This is a genomic window from Haloglycomyces albus DSM 45210 (assembly GCF_000527155.1).
GTDB classification, from domain to species: domain Bacteria; phylum Actinomycetota; class Actinomycetes; order Mycobacteriales; family Micromonosporaceae; genus Haloglycomyces; species Haloglycomyces albus.
In genome coordinates this window covers 1,909,551-1,935,683 of sequence record NZ_AZUQ01000001.1, presented here as the reverse complement: position 1 = coordinate 1,935,683, position 26,133 = coordinate 1,909,551, and the positions used below count along the sequence as shown (strand labels likewise).

24 protein-coding genes are annotated in these 26,133 nt (G+C 60.6%); 11 read left to right on the top strand and 13 right to left on the bottom strand.

Features of this window, described 5'->3' with window-relative positions; translation table 11 throughout:
- Positions 1–105 precede the first annotated feature (105 nt).
- The 4 genes from ectB to mfd form a co-directional block, all read right to left on the bottom strand.
- A complete protein-coding gene (gene ectB, locus HALAL_RS0109075; protein WP_025273703.1) occupies positions 106–1,383 on the bottom strand; it encodes a diaminobutyrate--2-oxoglutarate transaminase in 1,278 nt (425 codons plus the stop codon).
- Between the two features lie 67 nt (positions 1,384–1,450).
- Positions 1,451–1,993 (bottom strand): diaminobutyrate acetyltransferase, encoded by a 543-nt coding sequence (ectA, locus tag HALAL_RS0109070; RefSeq protein WP_025273702.1) that lies wholly within the window; start codon positions 1,991–1,993, stop codon positions 1,451–1,453.
- A gap of 497 nt (positions 1,994–2,490) precedes the next feature.
- Entirely contained in the window at positions 2,491–3,390 is a 900-nt protein-coding gene (locus tag HALAL_RS0109065; RefSeq protein ID WP_035534471.1) for a nucleoside triphosphate pyrophosphohydrolase, read from the bottom strand.
- A complete protein-coding gene (gene mfd, locus HALAL_RS0109060; protein WP_025273700.1) occupies positions 3,387–7,013 on the bottom strand; it encodes a transcription-repair coupling factor in 3,627 nt (1,208 codons plus the stop codon). The genes HALAL_RS0109065 and mfd overlap by 4 nt, the downstream gene beginning before the upstream one ends.
- 453 nt (positions 7,014–7,466) lie before the next feature.
- On the opposite strand from mfd, the gene HALAL_RS0109055 reads away from it, so the two are divergent.
- A complete protein-coding gene (locus tag HALAL_RS0109055) occupies positions 7,467–8,282 on the top strand; it encodes an SGNH/GDSL hydrolase family protein (protein ID WP_025273699.1) in 816 nt (271 codons plus the stop codon).
- 176 nt (positions 8,283–8,458) lie between these two features.
- Positions 8,459–9,100, top strand: a complete 642-nt coding sequence (locus HALAL_RS0109050; protein ID WP_025273698.1) for a hypothetical protein — start codon at positions 8,459–8,461, stop codon at positions 9,098–9,100.
- A gap of 49 nt (positions 9,101–9,149) precedes the next feature.
- Here the strand turns inward: HALAL_RS0109050 and HALAL_RS0109045 are convergent, their stop codons facing one another.
- Both HALAL_RS0109045 and HALAL_RS0109040 read right to left on the bottom strand, forming a co-directional pair.
- Positions 9,150–10,058 carry a transketolase family protein gene (locus HALAL_RS0109045; RefSeq protein ID WP_025273697.1) on the bottom strand — a complete coding sequence of 303 codons (909 nt, stop codon included), beginning with the start codon at positions 10,056–10,058 and terminating at the stop codon, positions 9,150–9,152.
- 14 nt (positions 10,059–10,072) lie between these two features.
- A complete protein-coding gene (locus HALAL_RS0109040) occupies positions 10,073–10,744 on the bottom strand; it encodes a thiamine pyrophosphate-dependent enzyme (RefSeq protein ID WP_025273696.1) in 672 nt (223 codons plus the stop codon).
- A 58-nt stretch (positions 10,745–10,802) separates the two neighbouring features.
- On the opposite strand from HALAL_RS0109040, the gene soxR reads away from it, so the two are divergent.
- From soxR to HALAL_RS0109025, 3 genes are all read left to right on the top strand, one after another.
- Positions 10,803–11,255: a redox-sensitive transcriptional activator SoxR gene (soxR, locus tag HALAL_RS0109035; RefSeq protein ID WP_025273695.1), complete on the top strand. Its 453-nt coding sequence runs from the start codon at positions 10,803–10,805 to the stop codon at positions 11,253–11,255.
- 9 nt (positions 11,256–11,264) lie between these two features.
- Positions 11,265–11,945, top strand: a complete 681-nt coding sequence (locus HALAL_RS0109030; RefSeq protein ID WP_025273694.1) for an MOSC domain-containing protein — start codon at positions 11,265–11,267, stop codon at positions 11,943–11,945.
- A gap of 67 nt (positions 11,946–12,012) precedes the next feature.
- Positions 12,013–13,764: a thioredoxin domain-containing protein gene (locus HALAL_RS0109025; protein ID WP_025273693.1), complete on the top strand. Its 1,752-nt coding sequence runs from the start codon at positions 12,013–12,015 to the stop codon at positions 13,762–13,764.
- On the opposite strand, the gene HALAL_RS0109020 is transcribed toward HALAL_RS0109025, so the two are convergent.
- The 7 genes from HALAL_RS0109020 to HALAL_RS0108990 form a co-directional block, all read right to left on the bottom strand.
- Positions 13,765–14,424 (bottom strand): nitroreductase family protein, encoded by a 660-nt coding sequence (locus tag HALAL_RS0109020; protein ID WP_025273692.1) that lies wholly within the window; start codon positions 14,422–14,424, stop codon positions 13,765–13,767.
- A gap of 79 nt (positions 14,425–14,503) precedes the next feature.
- Entirely contained in the window at positions 14,504–16,279 is a 1,776-nt protein-coding gene (locus HALAL_RS0109015) for an ABC transporter ATP-binding protein (RefSeq protein WP_025273691.1), read from the bottom strand.
- A 140-nt stretch (positions 16,280–16,419) separates the two neighbouring features.
- Complete coding sequence (locus tag HALAL_RS0109010; RefSeq protein WP_025273690.1) at positions 16,420–17,622, bottom strand: Dyp-type peroxidase; 1,203 nt, start codon at positions 17,620–17,622, stop codon at positions 16,420–16,422.
- A 2-nt stretch (positions 17,623–17,624) separates the two neighbouring features.
- A complete protein-coding gene (locus tag HALAL_RS0109005; protein ID WP_025273689.1) occupies positions 17,625–18,167 on the bottom strand; it encodes a copper chaperone PCu(A)C in 543 nt (180 codons plus the stop codon).
- 40 nt (positions 18,168–18,207) lie between these two features.
- Positions 18,208–18,783: a hypothetical protein gene (locus tag HALAL_RS17585; RefSeq protein WP_156937683.1), complete on the bottom strand. Its 576-nt coding sequence runs from the start codon at positions 18,781–18,783 to the stop codon at positions 18,208–18,210.
- A 141-nt stretch (positions 18,784–18,924) separates the two neighbouring features.
- A complete protein-coding gene (locus tag HALAL_RS0108995; protein WP_035534470.1) occupies positions 18,925–19,155 on the bottom strand; it encodes a hypothetical protein in 231 nt (76 codons plus the stop codon).
- A gap of 93 nt (positions 19,156–19,248) precedes the next feature.
- Entirely contained in the window at positions 19,249–19,518 is a 270-nt protein-coding gene (locus tag HALAL_RS0108990) for a hypothetical protein (protein WP_035534467.1), read from the bottom strand.
- A 365-nt stretch (positions 19,519–19,883) separates the two neighbouring features.
- Here HALAL_RS0108990 and HALAL_RS0108985 point away from each other — a divergent pair, with 365 nt between their 5' ends.
- From HALAL_RS0108985 to HALAL_RS0108960, 6 genes are all read left to right on the top strand, one after another.
- On the top strand, positions 19,884–20,198 hold the full coding sequence (locus HALAL_RS0108985) for a type VII secretion target (protein ID WP_084471933.1): 315 nt from the start codon (positions 19,884–19,886) through the stop codon (positions 20,196–20,198).
- 4 nt (positions 20,199–20,202) lie between these two features.
- The gene (locus tag HALAL_RS0108980; RefSeq protein WP_025273684.1) at positions 20,203–21,213 is read left to right on the top strand and encodes a hypothetical protein; all 1,011 of its coding nucleotides are present in this window, start codon (positions 20,203–20,205) and stop codon (positions 21,211–21,213) included.
- A 17-nt stretch (positions 21,214–21,230) separates the two neighbouring features.
- Positions 21,231–21,488: a YbaB/EbfC family nucleoid-associated protein gene (locus tag HALAL_RS0108975; RefSeq protein ID WP_025273683.1), complete on the top strand. Its 258-nt coding sequence runs from the start codon at positions 21,231–21,233 to the stop codon at positions 21,486–21,488.
- 33 nt (positions 21,489–21,521) lie between these two features.
- Positions 21,522–21,863: a YbaB/EbfC family nucleoid-associated protein gene (locus HALAL_RS0108970; RefSeq protein WP_035534464.1), complete on the top strand. Its 342-nt coding sequence runs from the start codon at positions 21,522–21,524 to the stop codon at positions 21,861–21,863.
- Positions 21,864–22,167: 304 nt separating this feature from the next.
- Positions 22,168–23,289, top strand: coding sequence for an NADH:flavin oxidoreductase (locus HALAL_RS0108965; protein ID WP_025273681.1), 1,122 nt, complete (start codon positions 22,168–22,170; stop codon positions 23,287–23,289).
- Positions 23,290–23,942: 653 nt separating this feature from the next.
- Entirely contained in the window at positions 23,943–25,988 is a 2,046-nt protein-coding gene (locus tag HALAL_RS0108960; protein ID WP_169732429.1) for an acyltransferase family protein, read from the top strand.
- The last annotated feature ends 145 nt before the right edge of the window (positions 25,989–26,133 follow it).

The window sequence follows — 26,133 nt, the reverse complement described above, 5'->3', positions numbered from 1 at the left end:
ACGAGTCTGGCAGGGTCGGTGACCCTGAGTTGTTGTCGTGTACCGTAATGGTACCCGAAAGAGCAGCGGCAATGAAATATTGCCGCTGCTGACGACTATTGGGTTTTAGACCGCGGCCGGTACTTTCGCGTGCTTTTCGGCCACGATCGACAGGGCGGCGCGGAGCTTGTCGAGACCCTCGATGAACTCTTCCTGCGTGGTGTTCAGCGGCGGAAGGAACTTGATGACCTCGTCCTCGGCACCGCAGGTCTCCATAAGCAGACCCTGTTTAAACGACTCGGCGGCGGTTTCGTCGGCGTGCTCGGCTACAGAGAACTCCAGCGCACGAGCCAGTCCGCGGCCACGAGTGGACAGCCCCAGTCCGGGGAATTCCCGCACGATGGCCTCCAGCTGCTCGTGCAGCCACTCGCCCTGAGCGACGACGGACTTGGCGAACGCGTCGTTCTTCCAGTAGGTCTCCAGCGCGGCGGTCGCGGTGACGAACGCGGGCGCGAAGCCACGGAACGTTCCGTTGTGTTCGCCCGGGTCCCAGACGTCCAGCTCGCGGCGCATCAGAGTGACCGCCAGCGGAAGTCCGATTCCCGACAAGGACTTGGACAGGGTGATGATGTCGGGCTTGATACCAGCCTCTTCGAAGGAGAAGTAGGAACCGGTACGACCACAACCCATTTGGATGTCGTCCACGATCAACAGGACGTCGTGGTCGTGGCAGACCTCCTGCAGACCCTTCAACCATTCCGGGCTGGCGACGTTGATGCCGCCTTCACCCTGAACGGTCTCGACGATGACGGCGGCGGGCTTGTCCAGACCGGAGCCCGGGTCTTCCAGCAGCGTGCGCAGCCAGAGGAAGTCGGGGGTCTGACCGTCCATGTAACCGTCGAACGGCATGGTCGCGGTGTTGTTCAGTGGAACACCCGCACCCCCACGCTTCATGGAGTTACCGGTGACGGCCAGTGCGCCCAGCGTCATGCCGTGGAAGCCGTTGGTGAAGGAGATGACGGTTTCACGTCCGGTGTACTTACGGGCCAGCTTCAGGGCCCCTTCCACCGCGTTGTTCCCGGCGGGACCGGGGAACATCATCTTGTAGTCCATCCCACGCGGCTGCAGAATGAGTTCGTCGAACGTCTTCAGGAACTCACGCTTGGCCGTGCTGTAGGTGTCCAGGGTGTGGATGACGTTGTCTTCCGCCAAATACTCCAGGAGCTTCTTTTTTATTTCCGGGTTGTTGTGCCCGTAGTTGAGCGAGCCGGCTCCGGCAAAGAAGTCGATGTATTCCTTACCGGCTTCGTCGCTCATTTTGCTACCCCGTGCCGTCGTGAAGACGGTGGGCCAGCTACGGCAGTAGGAACGTACTTGTGATTCGACCTTTTCGAAAACTTCCATGATAACTTTCGGTCGGCCTTCTGAGCTGTTCATGCTTCCAGATTCCTCTGGCACTTACGCCGATCGGCTATTTGGTATCCGCGTAGGGCATGGGACCTATGGTGTGGAGAACTTCGGGCTCGTGCCCTTCTCCCAGGTCATGCTCATTGAACAGCACGTCTTGCTTCAGGTCTGCATCGTGCGCTTCCGCGAAGGAGGCAAACAGACGCAAAGACGCTTTATTATCGGGAGTGACCGTCGTTTCGATGAAACGGATCTGATTGCGGCCTAGACGCTCGTAAACATTGTCGAGCATCCGCAGGGCCAGTCCCAAACGACGGAACGCAGGGTTTACCGCTACCTGCCAGACGAAGTACGTCTGGGGAGAGTCAGGTCGGATATAACCGGTAATGAAACCGGCAATCTGATCTCCGTGGCGAGCCACGATCGTGGTGTCGGCGAAATCGCGACACCAGAGTAGGTAGGCGTACCTGCTGTTGACATCCAGGTTGCCCGCATCCAGAACCAGCTGCCAGAGAGTCGGCCCGTCCTTGATCGTTGGACGGTCGAACGTTATCTCCGACAGCTTACGTTTGTCAGGGTCACTGGTATTCGTATCGCCTTGTGGCATGTCCACGAGAATAGCAGACCTTCTTGGGATTGTTAAGCCGCTGTGAACGGTATTGTGAAGGGATATACGGTCAATGGGCCTCTCCGCCCGAAAAATTGTTACGTTTTTGTTATAAATGACCGTAAATACGAGAGCGGTCCCACGAAAAAACTTGAGCCACATCACTAAAAATTTTCATGTGATCGACTTAAAAACACCGTGCGGATTTAAAGAATGACAATAGGTAGTCACATGCGGCCTGGTCATGGCCGCTTCGCATTCGAAACCGCACATTATAGTCGATATCTACAAATGAGTAATATTCACACTGAATCGGCGCGCCGCCACGAACCGCCCAGCTTCAGCCATGGATTTACACAGAGCGATATATTACTATTGAGTAAGAACACGTCCCCTCTCTATGAGGACCAGTGTTTGGGCGACCCGCCAGTCCATAGCTGGTAACTAAAACGGCGGGTCGCCGCCCCGATTTTCCATCAACAAGCTCGAACCCGACGCTAACGGCCTTCACTGTGACGCCGCACGGCCCGGCGCAGCGCCGTTTCCGCGTCGACACCGTTGTTACGGGCGATATCGACCAGCTCCAGCAACTGCTGCCCGATCTCCTCCGTGGAGTAGGCGCGTTCGCGGTTATCGGGATGATCGCCGTGCGCCCAGTGCGGATCGGTACGTTTCAACAGCTTCTGCGCGAAAGCAAGCGCAGGCAGATCACGCGGAATACCCTCGTCCGGCCGGGAGCGGTGTGACTTCTCGGCCCCCTTGATCGCGGCCCAATTGTCGTACAGATCGTCGGGCTTGGCGTCGGCGAAGACGTGGGGGTGACGGCGCCGGATCTTTTCCACCACGTCGTCGGCGACGTCGTCCAGAGTGAACTCCGAATTGATGCGGGCATGCAGCAGGGGCTGGAAGAGGAGATCGCCGAGTTCTTCCCGCAGGTCAGCGTCCGACCTGGCGTCGATGGCCTCCAAGGTCTCGTGCGTTTCTTCCAGCAGATACGGCGCGAGAGTGGTGTGCGTTTGCCCCTTGTGCCAGGGACAGCCGCCGATATCGGCATGCAGAGCGTCCACGGTGTCGACGAGGTCGAGAACACGGGCGCCCGGCCGATCCCAGTTGGCGTGCAGTTCGGTGACGGTCACCCGCCCCGCCTCCTGCCAGGCCCGAAAGCGGGCTACGACGCTCTCGTCTCCCGCCTGCTCGATCCAAACGCCTCCGTCTCGCAACGGTTCGACGGCGGCATCTGTGTGCACGTCGATTCCCGCGTCCACGAGGGCCTTGGTCGTCTCCGAAGCAAAGGACGCCGCGACCCTCACGGCCTCGTGCAAGGCTTTCCAGGCCGCAGCGCTGTACAGGCCCGGGGAGACGCGTGGGCTGGTACGAAAGAGAACGATGTCGGTCATGATTCCCGCTTTTCCGCCGCCGGGAGGATGTCGTCGATGAAGTTCGCGCACCACTGCAGGAGCGCGATACCCTCGATCGGTTTTCCACCGACCGGGGAGGTCTTAGGTCGAGGCAGCGAGATGAGCTGCGCCGGTTCTTTATAGGTGGCCTCCGGATAGAGCCGCTTGAGTCGCAGCTGTTTCGAATCCGGCAGGGTCACCGGCGAGAACCGCAGATTGCGTCCCTGCAGGCTGACGTCGCGCAGCCCCACATTGCGCGTCATGATGCGGAACCGAGCGAGGTGATAGAGATTCTGCACCTGCTCGGGCGCGGGGCCGTAGCGGTCGGTCAGCTCTTCCTCGACTTCCTTCAGTTCCGCATCGGTGCGGACTTCCGATATCTTGCGGTACGCCTCGAGGCGGAGACGTTCCACCGAAATGTAGTCGATGGGGACGTTCGCGTTGAGCGGCAACTCCACCTTCACCGGCTCGGCGGGCTGTTCGCCGTCCTCCTTGTACTGTTCGACCGCTTCCCCGACCATGCGGAGATAGAGGTCGAATCCCACGTCGGCGATGTGCCCGGACTGCTCGGCGCCCAGGAGGTTACCGGCTCCGCGTATTTCGAGGTCCTTCATGGCGACGTACATACCCGCGCCCAGTTCGGTGTGCTGTGCGATGGTGGCCAGTCGTTCATGTGCCGTCTCGCTGAGCGGCTTTTCCGACGGGTACAGGAAGTAGGCGTGAGCGCGCTCGCGACTGCGACCGACCCGGCCTCGGATCTGGTGTAGCTGGGAGAGCCCCAGTACATCGGCCCTCTCCACGATCAAGGTGTTGGCGTTGGGGATGTCGATGCCGGATTCGATGATGGTGGTGGACACGAGGACGTCGTACTCGCCCTCCCAGAAACCCTGCATGATGGTTTCCAGTTCCTTTTCGCTCATCTTGCCGTGCGCTACGACGATCCGCGCCTCGGGGACGAGCTCGCGCAACCTCTGGGCGGAACGGTCGATGGTTTCCACCCGATTGTGGAGATAGAAGACCTGCCCGTCGCGGAGGAGTTCGCGTCGGATCGCGGCGGCCACCTGCTTGGATTCCCACGCGCCCACGTAGGTCAAGACGGGGTGACGCTCTTCCGGTGGAGTGGTGATCTGCGACATCTCCCGGATGCCGGTCACCGCCATTTCCAGGGTGCGCGGGATGGGCGTCGCCGACATGGTCAGTACGTCGACCGTCGCCCGCAGGGCCTTCAGCTGTTCCTTCTGCTGTACCCCGAAGCGTTGTTCCTCGTCGACGATGATCAACCCTAGGTCCTTGAAGCGGGTTTCGGCCTGAAGGAGGCGATGCGTCCCGATGACGATGTCGACGCTGCCGTCGGTGAGTCCCTTCTGGATCTCCGCACCTTGGCGGGGGGTCTGGAAGCGTGACAGTTGTTTGATGTTGACCGGGAACTGTCCCATACGCTCGACGAAGGTGTTGTAGTGCTGACTGGCCAGCAGCGTGGTCGGAACGAGCAGTGCGACCTGTTTACCGTCCTGTACGGCCTTGAACGCGGCGCGAACCGCGATCTCGGTTTTGCCGTATCCGACGTCCCCGCTGACGAGCCGGTCCATCGGGATTCGATGCTCCATATCGGACTTGGTGTCGATGATCGCCGACATCTGGTCGGGCGTTTCGATGTAGGGGAAGGCGTCCTCCAGTTCCCGCTGCCAGGGACTGTCGGGCGAGAATTCGTAGCCTTCGGCAGCGCGGCGTTGCGCGTACAGCTGGATGAGCTCGCCGGCGATTTCTTTGACCGCCGAACGCGCCCGTCGTTTCGTCTTCTGCCAGTCACTGCCGCCGAGCTTGTGCACCGTGGGAGTTTCGCCGCCGACGTAGCGCGACAACTGGTCGAGGGCATCGGTGGGGACGAAGAGCCGGTCTCCGGGCTGGCCGCGTTTCGAGGGAGCGTATTCCAGCACCAGGTATTCGCGTTCGGCTCCGGCGATGTTGCGGCGCACCATTTCCACGAACTTCCCGACCCCGTGGGCGTCGTGGACGACGTAATCGCCCGGTTTCAGTTCCAGGGGATTGACCGCGCCGCGTCGCCGTACGGCCTTGCCTTTACGGGGCCGCACCGCCGCGAGCGCCTTGCCGCCGAGAATGTCGGCGGCGGTCACGACGACGAGGTTGGAGCTGTCGTCGAGGAATCCCTGTTGGATGTTGCCGGTGCAGGCGGTGACCTCACCGGCGGTGAAGGTTTCGGGTAGGGAGGCGACGTGTGCGCCCACTCCGGCGTCACGCAGTTGTTCGGCGGCGCGTTCGGCCCCTCCGAGTGCGGGGTAGACGACGGCGATGGCCTTTCCGTCCTTCTTCCACCTGCTGATGTCGGAGATGAGTTTGTCGGAGTCGGAGTGGTACCGGGGTGTGGAGCTGATTTTGAGGTCGACGGTGGCGGTGTGGTCGGCGACGGACGCGGATTCTCCTTCGCCGGTGATGGCGGCCAGTTCGGCGGCGACCGGGTCGTTGTCGTCGGGTTCGGAGGCGAATGGGGAGAGGCTCCACCAGCTTTGGCCGGATTTGAGTGCCGTGGTGCGCGCTTCGGCGAGGTCGCGGAAAACCGCTGCGCCCAGATCCACGGGGGCCGAACCGCCGGCGGCCGCCGCTTCCCAGGAGGCGGCGAGGAATTCATTGGACGTCTGTGCCAGGTCGACCGAGCGAGTGTGGATGCGTTCGGGGTCGATGGCGACGGTGAGGGTGTCGTTGGGCAGGGTCTCGTTGAACAGTTCGAGTTGGTCGGCTCCCACCAAGAGAGGAATGAGGGATTCCATTCCTTCGGTGGGGATGCCTTGGGAGATTTTTTCGGCCATGTCGGCGAGGCCGGGCGTCTCGGTGGCGATGTCGGCGGCGCGGGAGCGGATGGCGTCGGTGAGCAGTAGCTCTCGGCAGGCAAGGGCACGTACGGAGTCGACTTCGTCGAGGGAGCGCTGATCCGCCACCGAGAATTCTCGGATGGTGTCGATTTCGTCGCCGAAGAACTCGATACGAACGGGGTGGGCGCCCGTCGGTGGGAAGAGGTCGAGAATCCCGCCGCGTAGGGCGTACTCGCCGCGCTTTTCCACCAGGTCGACGCGATGGTAGGCCAGGCCGGTGAGTTGTTCGGTCAGTTCGGTGAGGTCGATTTCGTCGCCCACTCGCACTTCGAGTGGGGCGCGATGGCCGAGGTTTTTCATTTGCGGCTGTAGCGCTCCGCGCACCGGGGTCACGATGATGCGTGGGGTGTCGCCGGTGTGCAGACGGTGGAGGAGGTCGAGACGTTGCGCGACGGTGTCGCTGCGGGGTGAGAGGCGTTCGTGCGGCAGGGTTTCCCAGGCGGGATAGTAGGCCACGTCGTTTTCGGGCAGATATGAGCTGAGAGCCTCGACCAGTTCTTCGGCCTCCCGGCTGGTGGCGGTGACGGCTAGGACCGTGCGGTCGCTGGTGACGCTGAGGTGGGCGAAGGTCAAGGAGTGTGCGGCGGGCACGGTTACGATGTCTACATCAGAGTGTCGGTCTTCGGCCAGCCGAGTGAGCCGACGCAACCCGGGGTTGTTCGCGGCGGCTTGGAGAAGCGCGCTGAGTGCGGCGGGCGCGTGTTCGGGTGTGGTGGGCGATGTGGTGGCTGGCACTGAAATGCTCCCGAGATGATGGTCGCTTGCTGGATTATGCGGTGGTATTCACGCAGTCGCTCCCGCTGCTCCTGGCGAGGAGGATACCAATCGCTTTCGGTTCTCCGTCCTACCTTGCCGGTGGGTTCGTCGCGAGTGAAGTCCCCACACGAGTGGGACCACTCCGCCGTTGAGATTCGAGAACCGGTCGATCGTAGCGCATGCGAGCGACATCGGCACCGTGTTTTAGGCCCGATCCGCCATGCTTTAAAGTGAGGTTTATGGAGCTTTGCCGGGTTTATAGTAATAAGTCTTACTTTTTGTTCTATTTTATCCCGGCCGAGCTTCGGTTACTTCTGGGTATTGCCTTAGGCAATTCACATTGATATATTCAATTCCAAGAATTCAAATGTCGCTTATGCACCGAAAGCGGCATTTGTCGTAATTCCTGCTATCTCGCCGGAGGTTCCCGTCATGAGACGTTTCCGATATCTTGCCCTGACATTCGTGGCCGCCGTGGTGGCCGCGTTGTCAATACCCGCGAGCGCCTCAAGTGCCGAACCGCTCGACTACGTAGCCATGGGCGATTCCTTCGCCTCTGGAGCCGGAGCGGGCGACTACTTCGAGTCCAACAGCTGGAAAGGTTCCGGCTGCTATCAGTCCACTAATGCCTACGCGCCGTTGTGGGCCGGTCAATTGAACGCGCAGTTCGACTTTCAGGCCTGCAGCGGAGCGACCATTCCCGATATTCACTCCAATCAGTTGGGCACCATCGACTCCAACACCGACCTGATTACCCTGTCGGTGGGCGGCAACGACGTCGGGTTCGCCGACGTCATCACCGACTGCACCCTGTGGTCGGACTCCACCTGCATCGACCGCGTGAACGATGCCGAGGCCGAAGCGGTGAGTCGCCTTCCCGGAGAACTGGGGAATCTCTACTCCACCATCAGCCAAGCCGCTCCGAACGCCGAGGTCGTCATCATCGGCTACCCGCTTCTGTTCAGCGATGAAACCTGCTGGGGTAGCCTAGGCATCAGCCGCAACGAACAGGCGCACATCAACGACGCCACGTACACGTTGAAGAACGTGACCGAAACGGCCGCCACCAACGCCGGGTTCACCTTCGTCGACCCGATCGACGAGTTCGCCGGACACGGTGTCTGCACGTCGACGTCGTATGTGAACGGCCTCAGCAGCGATCTCGCCGAGTCCTACCACCCCAATGCGACCGGGCACTCCGACGGATTCATTCCGGCTTTGAACGCCTCCGCGCCGGTTAAGCACTAACCGTCCGTAAGGGAGGGTGACGCGCCCGGTGCACGGTCGCCTTCCCTTGCGATTTGTCCCCGGAACAATCTGACGCGACACGCCAAGACGCTCTCCCCTAGAATGGCAAGCAGCAAGACGACAGGTACACGATCGCCCGTGACCGGTGAACACCCACCGTGCCTAAAGGAGAGAGAATGGCCCAACCGAACATACCCAATGTCCCCGGTAACGACCCGGGCAGCCCGAAGCCGATGCCCGGCATCGTATCGGCCGCGGTCTGGATACAGTACGCCACCGCCGCCTTCTTGGTTCTCAGTGCTCTGGCGTTCTTCGCCGTCAAGAGCAGCGTTGAAGAAGCCCTGCAGGAGCAACTACCGAAATCGTCCGATTTCGACGGGATGTCCGAGGCCAAACGGCAAGAGGTCATGGACGCCATTCCCACATTCATGACGATGTTCTTTGTCGTCATCGCCGCGATCTACATCGTGTTCGCCGTCTCCTACGCCATATTGGCGGTGTTCAACTCCAAGGGCAAGAACCCGGCCCGGATTCTCAGCTGGATTCTCTCCGGTATCGCCCTGCTTTGCTGCGGCCTGCCGCAGATGCTCAGCTTCGCCATGCCGGATTCGATGACCGGAACGGGCGAGAACGCCGAATTCGATCAGGTCATCACCGAGGAGATGGAGGCGCAGATTCCCGCCTGGTTGAACGTGATCGACTGGGTGTCCTTGCTGATGTTGACGCTCGGTTCGATCCTCATCATCATCTTCTTGGCCATGCCCAAGGCCAATGACTACTTCCGTAAGGAAACTCCCCCGCCGAACTACATGCAGTAGCCCGTGTCGGCCTGCCGAGCTCACTGCTCGGCAGGCCGGTGCCAACGCGTCAATAGAGAAAGTCGACAATGCGTTCCCGCAGACCGGCGGGATCGAGGCCGTGTCGACGATCGTGATCCTCCGGGGTGCCGTACCGATGTAGATCGACGTTTTTCACCCCGATGTTCAGCAGTCGGTGCATGCGGTGTTCCAGTGCAGCGGTCAGTCGTGCCGAACTGCTTCCTTCCAAATACGGTTCCACCACGATGAATACGCCGTGATCGTAGTCGTGGACGGGGAACCGGTCCAGTGCGCTCGGAGTGGGCGTGTACACCACGCCGACGTCGAGTCCCTCCACGGCGTCCAACACGTTGTCCAGCATGGGGCCGACGGCGACCACTACCGCCTGATGCCCGTCGGCAAAACGTTGGAAACCGTTGATCGCTTCCGGGAACGCTTCCCGGTTGCTGCGAGTGGACAGTCTGACGTAGACGCTGTCGCTGCTGATTCCCGCGCTCCAGAGCATGGCGTCCACCTCTTCGGCGTGGCCGGGGACGTGCAGGGTCCAGTCCGGTATCGAGCTGAGCAGACTGATGTCGGTCTGCCCGTAGTGGGTAAACCCTCCTTGGGACCAGTCATAGGACGCTCCGGTACTCACCAGGATTCCATTGGTGCCCTGATGCCCGAAGTCCAGCTTGATCTGTTCGAAGGCCCGCTCGATCAAAAACGGGGTGTAGGAGTGGACGATGGGACGCAATCCCTCCAGTGCCGTCCCCGCCGCCATCCCCATCATGAGCTGTTCGCGGATTCCCACATTGAAGGCACGTTCCGGGTACCTGTCCAGCACGGGACCGAGTTCGGAGGGTCCACTTCCGATGGCCGCCAAAACCAAACTCAAATGTCGGTAGCGATCCATGAGCTCGGTGGTGGTTTCCATGAACTGTTCGCGCATTTCGGCGCGGGTTATCACCTGGGTCATCGTTACTCCTCGGGTTAGGGCTGCTCGACTATGACGGCATTGGGCTTATCGGGATGGTGAGCGGTCACGGCCTCGGCGAGCGCCGTGTGGTCGTAGGCCGGTGTACTGCGAGTCGACCACCCGTGTACGGCGAATTTAGGGGCGATATCGCCGCCCCAGGCGCGCAGCGCGGAGCGGTTGTCGTCGACGATGACGGTCAATCCCCGCATCGACCGCAAACCCGCGTAGGCAATGGCTTCGTGATTGGACCCCTCCTCCAATTCGGCGTCGCCGATCAGCACGTATACGTGGGGCCGGCGCCGCCCACGGGCACGCAATACTTCATGCATGCCAAGGGCAAGGGGTAGCCCATGGCCGAGAGAGCCGGACGAAATCTCCACGGCGGGTATGCGGGTTCGGTCCGGGTGTCCGCCCAGCGGAGATTCGGGGCCGTACATGTCGTCGATCCATGCGAATGGGATGTATCCCTTCTGGGCGAGGACGAGGTAGTACGCGGTCGATCGGTGTCCCTTGGAGATCAGGTACCGGTCCCGATCCGGACTGTCGACGGTTTCGGGGGTGAGGTTGAGGACGGAGTCGTACATAACCCAGTGCAGGTCAAGCGTATGGTGCTCGTCGATGTAGCGGTCGTCGGGTTGGATCTCGGGAGCGAAGTTCTTGAGGGTGGCGAAGTCGGTCGATGTCATGTCACCTAGTATCAAAGTTAAAGTTGACTTGAACTCAAGGGGAAGTGAGGAACAGCACATGACTCTCGGTGAACTGACCATCGGCGAGTTCGCCCGGCGCAGCGGAACCAGCGCACCCACCCTCCGGTTCTACGAACAAAAGGGGCTGATCCACTCCCATCGCACGCCCGGAAACCAACGCCGCTATCATCGCCGCGAACTCCGCCGCGTCGCCTTCATACGCGCTTCCCAAGCCGTCGGGATGTCGTTGCGGGAGATCAAAGACGCCCTCGACCGGCTGCCGCACCACCGCACTCCCACACCCGCCGACTGGAATCGCATCTCCATCGACTGGCACCAACGTCTGGAGGACAAGATCGCCACTTTGGAACGGATTCGCGACCGCCTCGACGAATGCGTCGGCTGTGGGTGCCTGTCGGCCAAGAACTGCGGCTTGATCAATCCCGACGACAAGGCCGCCGTGGAGAACGACCGATGTAATGAACTTGAGCCTCACTCACAGGGGCATTAAACTCGCCCCATGAACGTCACTTCGGTCAACATCGGCACGCTCCACGACAACCCCTGGGGAACCGACTTCGAACGCACCGGGATCGATAAGCAACCGGTGACCGGACCCGTTCCGATCACCGACCCCGGCCCGTATTCCGACGGAACCAGCGGCGTCGACGGCGACCGGATCGCCGACGCTAAGTCCCACGGCGGGCGCTACAACGCCGTATACGCTTACGCCGAAGAGGACTACCGGTATTTCGAAACGGCACTCGGTCGTTCCCTACGCCCCGGAATGTTCGGCGAAAACGTCACCACCTCCGGAATCGACGTCAACGACCTCCTACTGGGGCAAAGCATCCGGGTGGGGTCCACCGTTCTTAAAGCCATCCACCCGCGAGTCCCCTGCGCCACCTTCCGCGGCTGGATCGACGAAAACGGCTGGCTGAAGACCTTTACCGCCGCCCTGCGCCCCGGGACGTACTTCCAAGTGCTTCAGGAAGGAACCATCCAGGCGGGAGACGACATCGAGATACTCGACCAGCCCCAGCACGACATCACCATCGCCACGCTCTTCCGAGCCCGCCTGATCGACCAACACCTGCTTCCCGACATCGCGATCACCCCGGGCATCCCCGCCTTCGTCGCCGATTACCTCGCCGCGAAGCTCAAAGCCACCGGCGTTCCGCTACCCGACGTCGCGACCTAGCCGCGACGGTCACCCCTCGCCCGCGCGAGTCACTCGGACCCGCCGTCATCTGTGACACGATGGAGCCATGAATCGACTCGCCGAAACAACCTCGCCCTACCTGCTACAACATGCCGACAATCCCGTCGACTGGCGACCGTGGGGCCCCGAGGCACTGGCCGACGCCGCCGCACACGACCGCCCGCTGTTCATCTCCATTGGATACTCCACCTGCCACTGGTGCCACGTGATGGCCCACGAGTCGTTCGAAGACAACGAGGTCGCCGAGTTTCTCAACGAGCACTTCACCTCCGTCAAGGTCGACCGCGAAGAACGCCCCGACGTCGACGGCGTGTACATGCGCGCCACCCTCGCCATGCTCGGGCAGGGTGGTTGGCCCATGAGCGTCTTCGCCTTCCCCGACGGCACCCCCTTCTACGCGGGAACCTACTACCCCAAACCGCATTTCATGCAGTTGCTCGCCGCCGTCACCGAAGCCTGGACCGACCGTCGTTCCGAACTCGGCAAACAGGGTAACGCCGTGGTGGAGGCGACGTCCACGGGCGGCAGCGAATTCGCCGACACCACCGTCTACTGCCCCATCGACGGCCCGTGCCCACCGGCTCCGCCCATCAAATCCGAACTGGTCGACTCCGCCGTCACCAAGCTCATCGGCGTCGCCGATCCCGAACACGGCGGTTTCGGCGGTGCGCCGAAGTTCCCCGCCGTGCCGATGCTGCGGCTACTGCGGCAATACGGCTCAACCGCCGGCAGAGAAGTGGTCCACAATGCCGCCGACGCCATGGCCCACGGAGGCCTGCGCGACCAGCTAGCGGGCGGCTTCGCCCGCTACTGCGTGGATCGCGATTGGACCGTCCCCCACTTTGAGAAAATGCTCTACGACCAGGCCGAACTCCTCGACCTGTACACCGGTCTCGACACGCCTGAGACCATCGAAATCGCCTGTGAAACCGCGGAATTCCTCCTGACGCACTTCACCACTCCCGAGGGAGCCTTCGCCGCCGCCTACGACGCCGACACCGACGGTGAAGAGGGACTCACCTACGTGTGGACCGAAATCCAACTACGCGAGGCGCTACCCGCCGAAGACGCCGAATGGGCCGCTCACGTGTTCGGCATCGACGACCAACACCCCAATTTCGAAGGTGTGGCCTCCGTACCCACGCGACGCAGTCCAGTCAATGACCGCAGCCGATTCGAGCGCATCCGATCACTGCTCCGCGAAGCCCGGGATCAACGCCCGCAACCGCACCGCGACGACAAGGTCGTCACCGCCTGGAACGCCCTGGCCATCCGGTCGCTCGTTCGCCACGCGGAACGACACAACGACTCCCGAGTACGTAACGCCGCCGTAGCCGCCGCCGGTCACCTGCGGACCGTACACCAGGACGAGTCCGGCCGCTTGATCCGCAGCAGCAAGGACGGACAAGCCTCCGACAACCCCGGCGTTCTGGAAGACTACGCCGCCTTGGCGCTCGCGTACTTCGAACTCGGCGGCGAATGGAATGACCGCGCCGTTCAACTGTTGCACCACATCACCAGCCACTTCAGCGACGGTGAAGGCGGCTTCTACGACACCGCCGACGATGCCGAACGTCTCATCACCCGACTGTCCGAGGTCCATGACGGGCCCACCCCGTCGGGATGGGCCCTGGCCGCCGAAGCGTTCGTCGTCGCTTGGAAGCGTATCGGCGACACCGGCTACCGCGACGTAGCCTGGCGCGCGCTGGCCCGAGCCGAGCCGCAGATGAAGGCCAACGCGCAGTTCACCTCCGGGCTGGCCACGGCGGCGCTACTGTTCCTTCGCAGCGAAGGCTGACTACAGCTCCACCATCACTTCCTCCACGCTCTTGCGGGAAATGTCGGGCACGGTGGCGTTCTCTCCCGGATAACCCACAGGGATCACCACATAGGGCCGTTCGTTCGCGGGACGCCCCAGAATGGGGCCGAGGAACTTCATGGGGCTCGGGGTGTGAGTCAACGTCGCCAGCCCGGCTTGATGTAGACCGGCCAAGAGCAGACCGACCGCGATACCGACCGACTCCTTCACGTAGTACGGGCGCGGTTCGGTCTCGCTCTTATGCACTTCGAACACCACAATAAGGGCGGGCGCCTCTTCCAGGAACGGCTTGTGTTCATCGGTGTTCAACGGCGCCAGGGCGTCCAGCCACTCCTCCGAGGCCCGGCGGTGGTAGAACTCCCGTTCCTCCTCCTCTGCGCCCTCCCGCACACGCCGCTTCAGTTCCGGATCGCGCACGACGACGAAACGCCACGGCTCCAGATTCGCCCCGGAAGGAGCTGTCGCGGCAGTAGCGACCGCCTCCCGGAGCACCTCGGCAGGGACCGGGGTATCGGCGAAGTCGCGGACCGAACGGCGTTGACTCATGGTGTCGTGAAAGGCGCGAGCGACCTCCACAGCTTCGGCATCATCGCGCCGCAGGCGCGGCGCGGGACGGGTGGGATAGGTGCCAGTGGCCACGATAATCTCCTCATCGTCATCGCTCCATCAATGAATGGTTCGATTACTTTACCGTTATCGCACCGTCGCTACAAGGCACTCAGTCGGAGTTCTCCTCGGGCGTCAGCAACTGTTCCGCCGCGAGATCGCGATACAGGCTGTCCGACCTGACCAGTTCCTCATGAGTTCCGCTGGCACGCACCACCCCCGCGTCCAAGACCACGATCTGGTCGGCACTGGTGACCGTCGACAGCCGGTGTGCCACGACGAGAACGTTCGTCCGCCCGGCCGCCTCCAACATGACCTGCCGGAGAGCCGCCTCGTTCGTAGCGTCCAACTGAGACGTCGCCTCATCCAGAAGCAGCAGACGCGGACGTCGCAGCAGCGCTCGCGCGATGGCCACCCGCTGCCGTTCCCCGCCCGACAGCGTCAGACCACGGTAGCCGACCACCGAATCCAGACCGTCGGGTAGTCGCCGCGTCAGGTCCGACAGACGCGCCAGGCGTACCACTTCCTGAATCTCATCCTCCGAAGCCTCAGGCGCGGCCATGATCAGGTTGTCCCGCAAAGTCCCGTGCATGACCGGGGCGTCCTGTTCCACGTAACCGATGATCGACCGCAGACTGTGCAAGGGCCAGTCGTTGACGTCCCGACCGTCCACGACGACTCGGCCCGAGGTCGCGGGGTAGAAGTGTTCGATCAGGGAAAAGATCGTGGTCTTGCCTGCTCCGGACGGCCCGACGAGAGCCGTGAGCCCACGCCCGGAGGCGGTGAAGCTGACACCGTGGTGGACGTACTCCAAGTCCTCGGCATAACGGAACGACACGTCCGTGAATTCGACGGCGGCGGCGCGGCCGTTTCCCTCCAGCTCAGAATCGACTTCAGGTCGCTCTTCATCCAGTTGGGACACTTCTTCGACGCGCTTGACCGCCGCTAGCCCCGTCTGCAATTGCGATAGGGCCTGGACGAGGGAGTTGATCGGCCCCATCAGGTAAAACAGCATGAGGAGGAAACCGATCAGCGCGCCGATGGTCATGGTGTCGGAGGCAACGCGGGCACCTCCCACTCCCAGTACCACCATAAAGGCGATGTTGACCGGGAGGAACGCGGTCACTCCGGCCAAGGCCTCCCACACCGCCGCGTGCACGCCCTTGTCACGTGCCGTCACCGCCGCTTTGTCGAGCCGTTCGATTTCGGCGTCTTCGGCCCCAGAGGCCTTGATGGTGCGAAAGGCGCCGAAGATACGTTCCAGAATCGAGCCCATTTCCCCCAATGCCGTCTGAGAGGCCACGGCGGCGCGACCGATGCGGGGCATGACAAAGACCAGAACGAGTGTCACGACGACGGCCATGGCGACGGTGATGCCGAAAAGAACAATGTCGATCCAGGCCATGATGGCCAGACCGCCGAGCAGCATGATCAGCGCGGTGACGCCGCCGATGACGGTGGTACTGGCGACCGTGCGCAGGAGATTGGTATCGGAGGTCAGTCGGGATACCAGATCGCCGGGGCGCAGGCGGTCGACTTCACCGACCTTCAAATGAATCAGATGCGACACCAGGCGGCGCCGCACGGTGAGAATGATGTTCTGCCCCGCACGCTGCATCAGGTACGGGCCCACCGCGTCGAGAGCGGTACCGAGAACCACCGCCGCTCCCAGGATGATCAACAGGTTGCGGAGAGAGTCACCGCGACCGAGAGCCTCGATGATGTTCATCGCGATGACCGGTTGCACCAGCCCGATAATCCCGCCGCCGAAGCTGATCGCTCCCCCGATCAACAGCAGGGACAGATGCTGGCGGGCGTAAAACCACAGGCGGCCGATGGGTGCTCGTGCGACGACTCCGTCGGGGGCGTCGCCATTGTCTGTCGTCATGACCTACTCCGTCAAAAAGTCCCGAGTGCGTTCCACTCGGGATGGTTGTGTTTCGTGCCCTGCTAGGTTATACGGCCCGAACGACATCAACGTCAACCCGATATCGGTGGGGCCCTCTGTGGCTAGGGCCCCACCAAGGATTAGAGATCCACCAGACCCTCACCGATCCAGCCGCCCTCCTCGCAACCGGGCGGTATGGCGAATACGGCCGAACCGACCGGAGTCGTGTAGGCGTTCAACAGGTCCGACTCTGCCAGTCGGTCCTGTATAGCGGTGAATTGGGACAGATCGGCCTGATAGGACGCGAACAGCAACCCGGTGTCGGAGTCACCGTCCGCCGTCGGACCGGAATCGTAGTTATACGATCGCCGCAGAATACGGCGACCGTCCGCCGGGGTGGCACGACGAATATGGGCGTTGCGGTGAATCACCGGAATACCGCCCTCGGTCGCGTCCAAATCAGGGGCGTCCGACTCCCGTTCCCCGGTCAGTGGAGCACCGTTGTCCAGTGTGCGGCCGATGTGCATTTCCTTGGAGCCGTCGTCCAGGCGATCCCAGGTCTCCATCGCGACACGAATCCGGCGCAGTGCCAGCGTGGTCCCGCCGGAAAACCAGCCGGAGCCCGCCGCCCAGACCGTTTCGTCGAACTCCCCGCCGTCGGGAACGGGGTTGGCCGTCCCGTCGAGCTGGCCCATCACATTGCGCTGAGTACGCTCGTCGCTCACCCCACTCGCATTGCGGTAACCACGCTGTGCCCACACCACCCATAGAATCGCACGGGAGTCCTTCACCAGCATCCGCTGGGCGTGGGTGAGAGCCAGAAGATCGTCCGAGCAGATTTGCACCAAGAGATCACCCCCGCTCCATGCCGGATCAAGCTCGTCGATCTCATACGACGGCAGGCTCGCGAAGTTGTCCGGCATCGCCTCGGCCACTCCCAGTTTGTGGAACAGCCCCGGACCGAACCCGAAGGTGACGGTGAGATTCGCGGGCAGCTGCGCCAACTGCGGTTCGGTATCGGCCAACGGCGGCCGTCCTTGTGTCAGCCGAGCGGCGTCATCGGTCAAGATCCGCATCACCCCGGCCCACCGTTCCAGGTCAATGCCCTCTCTGAGATCGAGCCCCAGAAACAGACCGTGTGCCTGTGGCGGGGTGTCGATCCCGGCCTGGTGGCGGCCGTGGAAGGGGACGGTCCGCGCGCCGAGGTCGGCGGCGGAACGGTCGCCCTCCTCACCCGACACCCAATATGAACCGGCCGCCCCCACGGCGGCTCCGCCCACAGCGGCCGCCGCACCCGTGGTGAACAAGCGACGCCGACTAAAACCGTTTTCGTGAGGTGACAAGGCTAATCACCGTCACCGTGATCGTCCGCATGTCCCGGGTCGTACTCTTCGTCCGCCCCGGCGAACTCTTTGGCCACGGCCGTGAATTCGAGGTCGTCGCCCTCGGCCAGATTGAGAGTGAGAACGACTTCCTGACCGGTTTCAATGGGCTCGTCCAGGGCCAGCAGCATAATGTGATCACCGCCGGCTTCCAGAGTGTGGCTCTCTTCGGACGCGATCGTCAGGGGCTCTTCCATAGGCCGCATGACCGACTGATCGCCGTCCGTGGCCGCCTCATGGAGTTCCACCGAGTCGGTGACCGAGCTTTCCACCGACTCGATGACCACCTCGGCATCGGTGTCATTGGTGATCGTGCCGAACACCGCCGACATGTTCGCTCCGGTGGCCTTGACCCAGGCGTCGTCGACGCTCACCGAATGGTCGTCGTGGGAGTGGTCGGAATGATCGTCACCACCGCACGCGGACACGCCCAATACGAGGCTCACCGCGCCTACGACGGCCCCACTACGCCGCCAATCGGGCAGGGGGAAACGAGGAAATGACATAGAGGTCTCCTTTGCAAAGGTCGATTAATTCATGATTCGTTCAGTTGAAATGAATTGATCGACTCGGAGGACCTCGTAGACGACGACTCACCGCCAGCACCGCGACGGTCGGACGCCCCGGAGCAGTTCGTGGCCCGACGGAGGAGACCGTACGGACGGTAAACGACGATCGCCCCGGAACGACACGAAGGCACACCAGGTCCGCCAAGGCCGCCGTTGCCAGCCCCAGAAACCGCGCCAAGGCCGATTCCCAGCGGCACAGCCAAGCGGCCGACAAGACCGCCGCCAAGGCGTGCACGACGACCATTCCTGGACTGAGGTGATCGCCGGCGTGGGAGAGATGCGACGCGCTCGACGCCCACATGAACGATTGGGTGAACAGAACGTGCAGGGCCGTCTGTACACCGGCGCACCACAGGAAGACCGGAATCGCCCCACGCTCGTGAGCGGTCAACGCATAGGAGACACCGCTGAGGCCCACCGCCGTATAGGCGATGGCGCTCGGGCTCAGTGGCATCCCCCCGGCCAGAATGTGCAGGATCGCGGACACGGTGACGCATACGGCGGCGAACACCGTCGCACGCAGTACCCGGAACGGTCGCTGACGCACATGCACGCCTCGATAGTGTCACTATGGCCGCCCCACCGAGCAAGACAGGTGTCCACGACGAGACAGAACACATGTGTGAGAAACCGGAAAGGGAGTGACCTGGGGCTAGGGGCGCAGTGGTGCCGTTGGCGGGATTAATGCCGGTTCCTAGGAGCCTCCACCACCATCGCCTCCACCTCCATCACCGCCACCGTCGCCGCCGGAGCTACCCTCACTGTAACCGCCGCCTCCCGACTCGCCGCCGTAACGACCTCCCGTGGAACCGCTGCCGCCCTTGTCGACTGCCTTGACAATGAGATAAACAATCAGGATAAGGCACGCCAGACCCAGCACACTGCCACAGGAATCCAGGTCAGAGGGTGATTGTGTAAGATCCATGTTCCGAGTTTAGAGTCGTTGACCGTGAAGACAACCCTCACAAACTCAGCACTCCTCTTGGGGAGCAGCGAGGTCACTCAATCGTCGAGACGCCTAATCCAGGGGAACGTCGAGCACGATAAGCAGAACCAGCAATACGATCGTTCCCACCCCCATGACGCCCCAACCTGCCCAATGCAGGAACAGGAACAGACGCCACTGACGGGCGTTCATGAACGGCCGCCAGTCCCGCGGGCGTCCGGGCCATTTAGGTAGTGGCGCGGACGGCTGGTGCGGCGGCGGGTCGCTGGGATCACGGTAATCGTGATGTGGACCGTGGTACATGGAGATCCCCGTTTCACTAACGTCTTCCCCACGGCTCATGCGGGGGCTACGCGCTACAAATGTCTGATAAGTTCGTCGCGGCAGAAGCAATGACGACACCAATGGCCGTCCCGTAGAAGAGGACCAACAGCACCAATGTGGCTATTTTGAATTTGATTATCTTCTTCACATTGGGCTGCCAAGGAGGTTGCCGAGACTGCGATGGATAGCCGTGACCGTCCTGATATCGCGGATCATGTGCGGGTGGTGGTTGTGACATCCCCATTCCTCCCCTTGAGTAGGCCTACGGTCAATCGTAACGACTCGTGCGTCGCACTCGCGACCGCGACAAAGATGATGCGTCGCCTCGCACGGCTAACCTAGAATAGTAAGACTTACATTCACAATCCGCGAAAAGGGAAGCGATGTCTAATCAGGGTTTCCGCATGGAGGTCGAGGAGTGTCGTAGTGCGGCACAAAATTTCAATTCTATGAGTTCGGATTTCGGTATGGTCGCCGACTACGCCAACGACGAAGAAGGCGACGTCACGGTCTTCGGAGTCATCGGTACACCTCTGGCCACACAGTATTACCAGTGTGCCGACTCCGTGCAGTCGCTCATGGAGAAGTTGGAATCGGCCGGCGCCGGCTTGGGCCGACTCATTGACAATAGTTGCACCCGTTACGAAAACGCCGACGAGAAGTCCGCTCAGGCGCTGCGTCAGGCCAGGGAGATCTAAGAATATGACCGACAACAACGAAGGCACTGTCGTCGACCTATCCGAAGCACCACGACAGCAGCAATTCGGCGTCAATCAAGACGGTGGCATCATCAACGATCCGTTGGGGAACGCCAAGAGCGCGGTAGTGGGGAACGTGCCGGTCATCGCTCAGGCCACCAATATCGCCGAAGATATCGAAAACAATACCGGTGCCGTCAATCGATTGTTCGACGGCGAGGCCACCATGGACGACCTGTTGGCCATCGGTCAAATGATCGTCGACATTTCGCGACAGATTCTGGATCTGGTCGATGCCGTTCAAGCCAATATCGACGGACCCGACATCGGGTTTATCGCCGGAGCCGCCATCAAGGCGGGGCTGGACTGGATTTGGGATTCGCTCCAACCGATTCAGGACCTTGTGGGAATGGTGACCGGTAATCCCGAACGTTTGGAAACGACCAGTGACATGTGGACACAGGTCGCCCAATCCACGGAGAAGCTGGCGCAGGCCTACAGCGACGAGGCGAACAACAACATCGTCCCCAACTGGGAAGGCGACGCCTTTGACGCCGCGATCGTGCGGAGTAATGAATTTTTGCAGGCCATCAACGTCGCGACCACGTCGGCGAACCATCTTTCCGACCTCGTGGCGCTCTTTGCCGACTTTGCCGGCCGACTGCAAGACCGTGCCAAACAGACCCTCGCCGAAGTCGCCGGCGCCGTCATCGGAGCGGCCGAAGACATCGCGAAGTACGGCTGGGTCGCGGTTGTTCCGGTGGGTATCGACCTGGCTATTCTGCTGACCCGCCTTTTCCTCGATCTACTTGGCATTGTGATGCAGGCGGCCCGAATCTTCCTCTCCGGGAGCCAATTGTGCTCACAGTTGGAAGAATCGTTCGAAAGCACCTCGGAGATATTGGATTTCCTTTCCAATGTTCCACATACCGTCGAAGACGGGATAGAAGTCAAGCCTCTACCCAATAGCCCCGGGACCAGTCCGGGAACAGGCAATGGACCCGTTCAAGTTTAGAGAGAAGGAGGCTGCTGATGACCGAGGATTCCACGTTCGATCTCGATGAGGTTCGGCGCCTTGCGGAGGAGACCGAGGCGACCGCGACCTCGGACGACCACTCGGTTTCGGCCACGGTGAAACCGGGATTCAAGGTCCGCGAGGTGAATTATTCACAACGCGCCTTTCGTCTCGGTTCAGAGGAACTGAGCGAGTTGACACTCACCATGATCAAGCAGGCGAACAAGCAATCCGAGAACGAACTCAGTGAGCATGTTCGTCGGATGCGCGGTTAGTCGGAACGACACGATTCACGACGAGGAGAGTACGTGAGCGATACAAGCGGCGGCAGTGACGCCATGCGTGATCCCCAGGCGACACTGGACAAATTGGAATCGATGCAGACCAAGATGCGGCAGCGGCTGGACGACCTCGAGGCCGCCAAAGCCGAGCTCACCAGCACTAAAACCAGTATCACCGACGATTCCGGTGCCGTCACGGTCACGGTGTCCGGGCGAGGCGAGATCGACGACATCGTCATCACTCCGACGGGGTTGAAAATGCGGGAGTCGCTGGGGCGCATCGTTACGCAGACGATCGAACAGGCTCAGAATCAGCATTCGACCCAAACGCAGAACATACGCCCCGGATTCATGCGCGGAGGCGGCTGAACCGTATCGTGCAGTCGGCGACGTCCTCTCCGCCGAAAGGCCCGATGAATCCACCTCTTAACCCCTCAATCTCTCACCCACCTTCCCCTACCGCCACTCCAGCGGCGGTCAAAGCGCCACATTTGCGCCCCCGATTCCCTTGAGCCGATTTGTGATCGGAGATTCGTAGTGCGCAGGGCCCTGGCTTTAGCCGTGGGGAGGAGGTCAAATTCCAACAGTCACGCAGCAGACGGGTCGTCCAGGCTGGGGAATAGTGTTCGTTCCCCGCACGTTCAAGGCAGACAGCGACAAGGAAAGGAAACCGATGAACGCCTCTGCCGAAATCGAACGTATCCAACGACTGCTACAGCGCCCCTTCGGCGTCGGAAACCTCAAATTGAACAACCGCATCGTCATGGCTCCGATGACACGCGATTTTTCACCCGACGGCATTCCAGGAGACGACGTGGCCGCCTATTACGCTCGTCGAGCCGCCGCCGATGTCGGTCTCATCATCACCGAAGGGACGCATATCAGTCACCCTTCCGCTTCCGAACGAGACAGCGTACCCCGTATCTACGGGGAGAAGTCGCTGGCAGGTTGGCAGAGGGTCGTTGACGCCGTCCACGCGGAAGGCGGAAAAATCGCTCCCCAACTTTGGCACGTGGGTATGGTTCGCGAACCGGGCCAACCACCGTTCCCAGAGGCGCCGCCGGTGGGGCCGTCCGGTCGACGCCCCGATGGGCGGCAGACAGGTGATCCGCTCTCCTTGCGGGACATCGACGCGATCGTCGAGTCCTTCGCCGAAGGTGCTCGCCAAGCGGAAGCCGTTGGATTCGACGCGGTGGAACTGCACGGCGCGCACGGTTACCTGATCGATCAATTCCTTTGGGGACGAACCAACACCCGTACCGATGATTACGGTGGCAGTGTCAAGGAGCGCGTCAAGTTCGCCTCCGACATCGTAGCTGCGGTCCGAGGAGCGGTTTCTCCGGATTTCCCCGTTATTCTTCGCTACTCGCAGTGGAAGATGTCCGACTTCCACGCCACAATCGCCGACAGTCCTTCCGAACTGGCAACGATCCTGGAACCGTTGTCAGAGGCAGGCGTCGACGTGTTCCACGCGTCCACCCGACGATTCTGGGAGCCGGAGTTCGCCGACTCCGATCTCAATCTGGCCGGATGGACCCGTCAACTCACCGGAAAACCTGCGATCAGTGTCGGATCGATTGGACTCGACAAACGCATGACCGATTCGTTTGCCGGGGAAGTCGCTGAAGCCACCAATATCTCGCGCCTCCTCGACCGTATGGAGAACAACGAGTTCGATTTGGCCGCCGTAGGCCGTGCCTTGCTGGGAGATCCGACGTGGGCAGGCAAAGTACTGCAGGGACGCTTCGGCGAACTGACCGAATACCATCCCGACGCGGTTAAAACACTGTACTGACAAAACGGGCCATCTTCCATTCGGATCATCTATACGTCCACGACCTTGACACCGAATAACATCGGACCATTACAGCAAGGAACCGTCCACTTGGGTCATCAACACCCCAAGTGGACACTCAGTAGACCTTCCCCTGGCCCCCGAATTTGCCTGATTCGCTAATCTTCCATGGCGCGCATCCCATTCAGTGCTCCCACGTATTACTCGCCCGGATTGGTTACCATAGGATCAAGAAGAATTTTCCAGTCTGCCACCTCAACAACATCGGTCGTCCCCCGACGTATGGAGAGAACCACGATATGACAGCCTCCAATCCTGCGAATCCTGAGGCGAGTTCCGGACCACCAGAACCAACTTCTATCGAGGGAGAAACGGAATCGCTTCCAACCATCACGCGTGGGGACTCAGAGTCGCATAATATGTCAGGTTACCAACAGCCTCATTCAACCAACGAGGTTGAATCCGATGGAACGTACCGCCTGCGTCCCACGGGAAACAACCATAATTCGCCTACTCGCCAAGCTCCTCCGCGCCCGTTTCCCCCGGAGGCACGAGTACAGGGACACATGCCCGGGAACGCGACACAATTCCAGCCACCACCTCCCCAGGGCAACTTTCGCCCCAGTACGGCCCCACACCAACGCAGGCAGCAGATGCCGAACTATCCCTCTCTAGGCCACAGAACCGATATACAAGGACTGCGAGCAGTCGCCGTTCTCCTGGTTCTCGCCGCGCACGCCGGGATACCCTACTTTGCCGGTGGTTATATCGGTGTCGACGTATTCTTCGTCATATCGGGATTCCTCATCACGTCACTGTTGTTCAAGGAATACACCAAAACCGGCTCCATCTCTCTATCCGGCTTCTTCTCTCGGCGCGCTCGCCGAATTCTGCCGGTATCGGGCGTTGTTCTCATCACCACGCTGATAGCGTCGTGGCTCTGGTTTCCCATTACGCAAATCAACAGTGTCTTGAAGGACGCCTTTACCGCGGTAGCCTATTTTGTCAATTATCGATTCGCCGCGGAAAGCGTGGAGTACCTCAACGCGGACGCCTTGCCCTCACCGTTTCAACAGTATTGGTCGTTGGCGGTGGAAGAGCAATTCTACCTCTTCTGGCCGTTGCTACTTCTAGGAATGCTGGCACTAGCTCGAAAACTCGAGGTAGCACCGCTGTATCCGACGCTCGCCGCGCTAATGTTGCTCTTCCTATTCTCCCTGTCCTACAGTGTGGTGCAGACGAACACTTCGGAACCGTTCGCCTACTTCGGGACTCACACCCGAATCTGGGAGTTGCTCGTTGGTGCCTTTCTCGCTCTGACACTGCGGTGGTGGACCAGAATACCCATCGTCCTAGCACATATTATGGCTCCCGTCGGTTTGGCTGCAGTAATCTACAGCGCTGTCAGATTCACCGAATCGACCGCTTTCCCTGGATATCACGCACTTCTACCGGTCTTCGGCACTGCCCTTGTTATTGCGGCCGGCGCTCGGACCGCTTCAACCACGGCAGGGTATCTTCTCAAGCTGCCACCTATGCAGTACGTCGGAAAAATCTCCTATAGTCTCTATCTGTGGCATTGGCCGGTCTTGATCATTTTGCCCTTCGCCGTTGGAGTTCCCGCAGGATTGGCTCTGAATCTCACTCTATTGATCGTGGCCTTTGCCCTGAGCCATCTTTCTTACCATTACGTTGAACAACCGCTCAGAAGTCCAAAACGGTGGCGAGAAAGTCAAATGTACGGACTCCTTGTCGGGGTTAGCGTCACGATGGCAAGTGTGGCCACTTTGGTCGTATTCATTGTTGTCATACCTACCGGCGACGACACTTCCAACCTCGAGCACGCAGATTCAGCCGTTGATGAGAACGAATCGCAAAAGCGCATTGAAGAGGCACTCTCCATCACAGAGGTTCCCGATAACCTCACGCCTTCATTGGCCACCGTCACAGACGATAAGCCCATTATCTATGACGATGATTGTCATCTAGGGTTCGACGACACTCAGCTACCCAGTGGATGTGCCTACGGAGACACAGATTCTGAGAAGGTTATGTACCTTATAGGCGACTCCCACGCTGCTCAATGGTTTCCAGCTTTGAACAATATAGCTGATTCCTCCGAATGGAAACTAGTAAACCGTACTAAGAGCTCATGTACACCGTCTAACCTTGATTCGTACCTTGCCGTCCAAGAACGACCATATGACGAATGCCTTAAGTGGCGCCAAAACATCTTTGATGAAGTAGCGGATACTAAACCCGATATGATCATATTTGGCAGCACGGAAACCAATCAGGTTGTCGGCGTCGACGGAACGGCGACAACTGAATGGCTCGAAGGGTGGCGCTCGACAATATCCGAGGTCAAGAATCATACTTCCAAGTTGGTCTATATCCAAGATACCCCATTCTTCCCTAGCCGTGTACCCGACTGCATCGCACAAAACGACAACGTCGCAGACTGTAATGGCGAACGCTCAGAAGTTCTACGAATGGAAGACAGGCGTCAGTACACCGCAGAACTTTTTAGCAACGCAGATGGTAAGGCAATTGACACTTCTGAATGGCTTTGCACCAATGAAATCTGTCCTGTAATAGCGGACAACCTGCTAGTTTATCGAGATGCGCACCACATGAGTGTTCCATTCGTACTGACCCTCACCGATCTACTTGAATCTGAGTTGCCTGACTTGAACTAACTTACCTTAGGTTATCTATGTTGCCGGCTAACACAATTAATCTCCAGTTGGATATCAACCCCATATAGTCAGTTCTTCGCTTCTGACTCCGGTGTTAATCTAGCTGAAGAATATTGGGTAGTACCCCCGACGTGCCTGGAAGGAT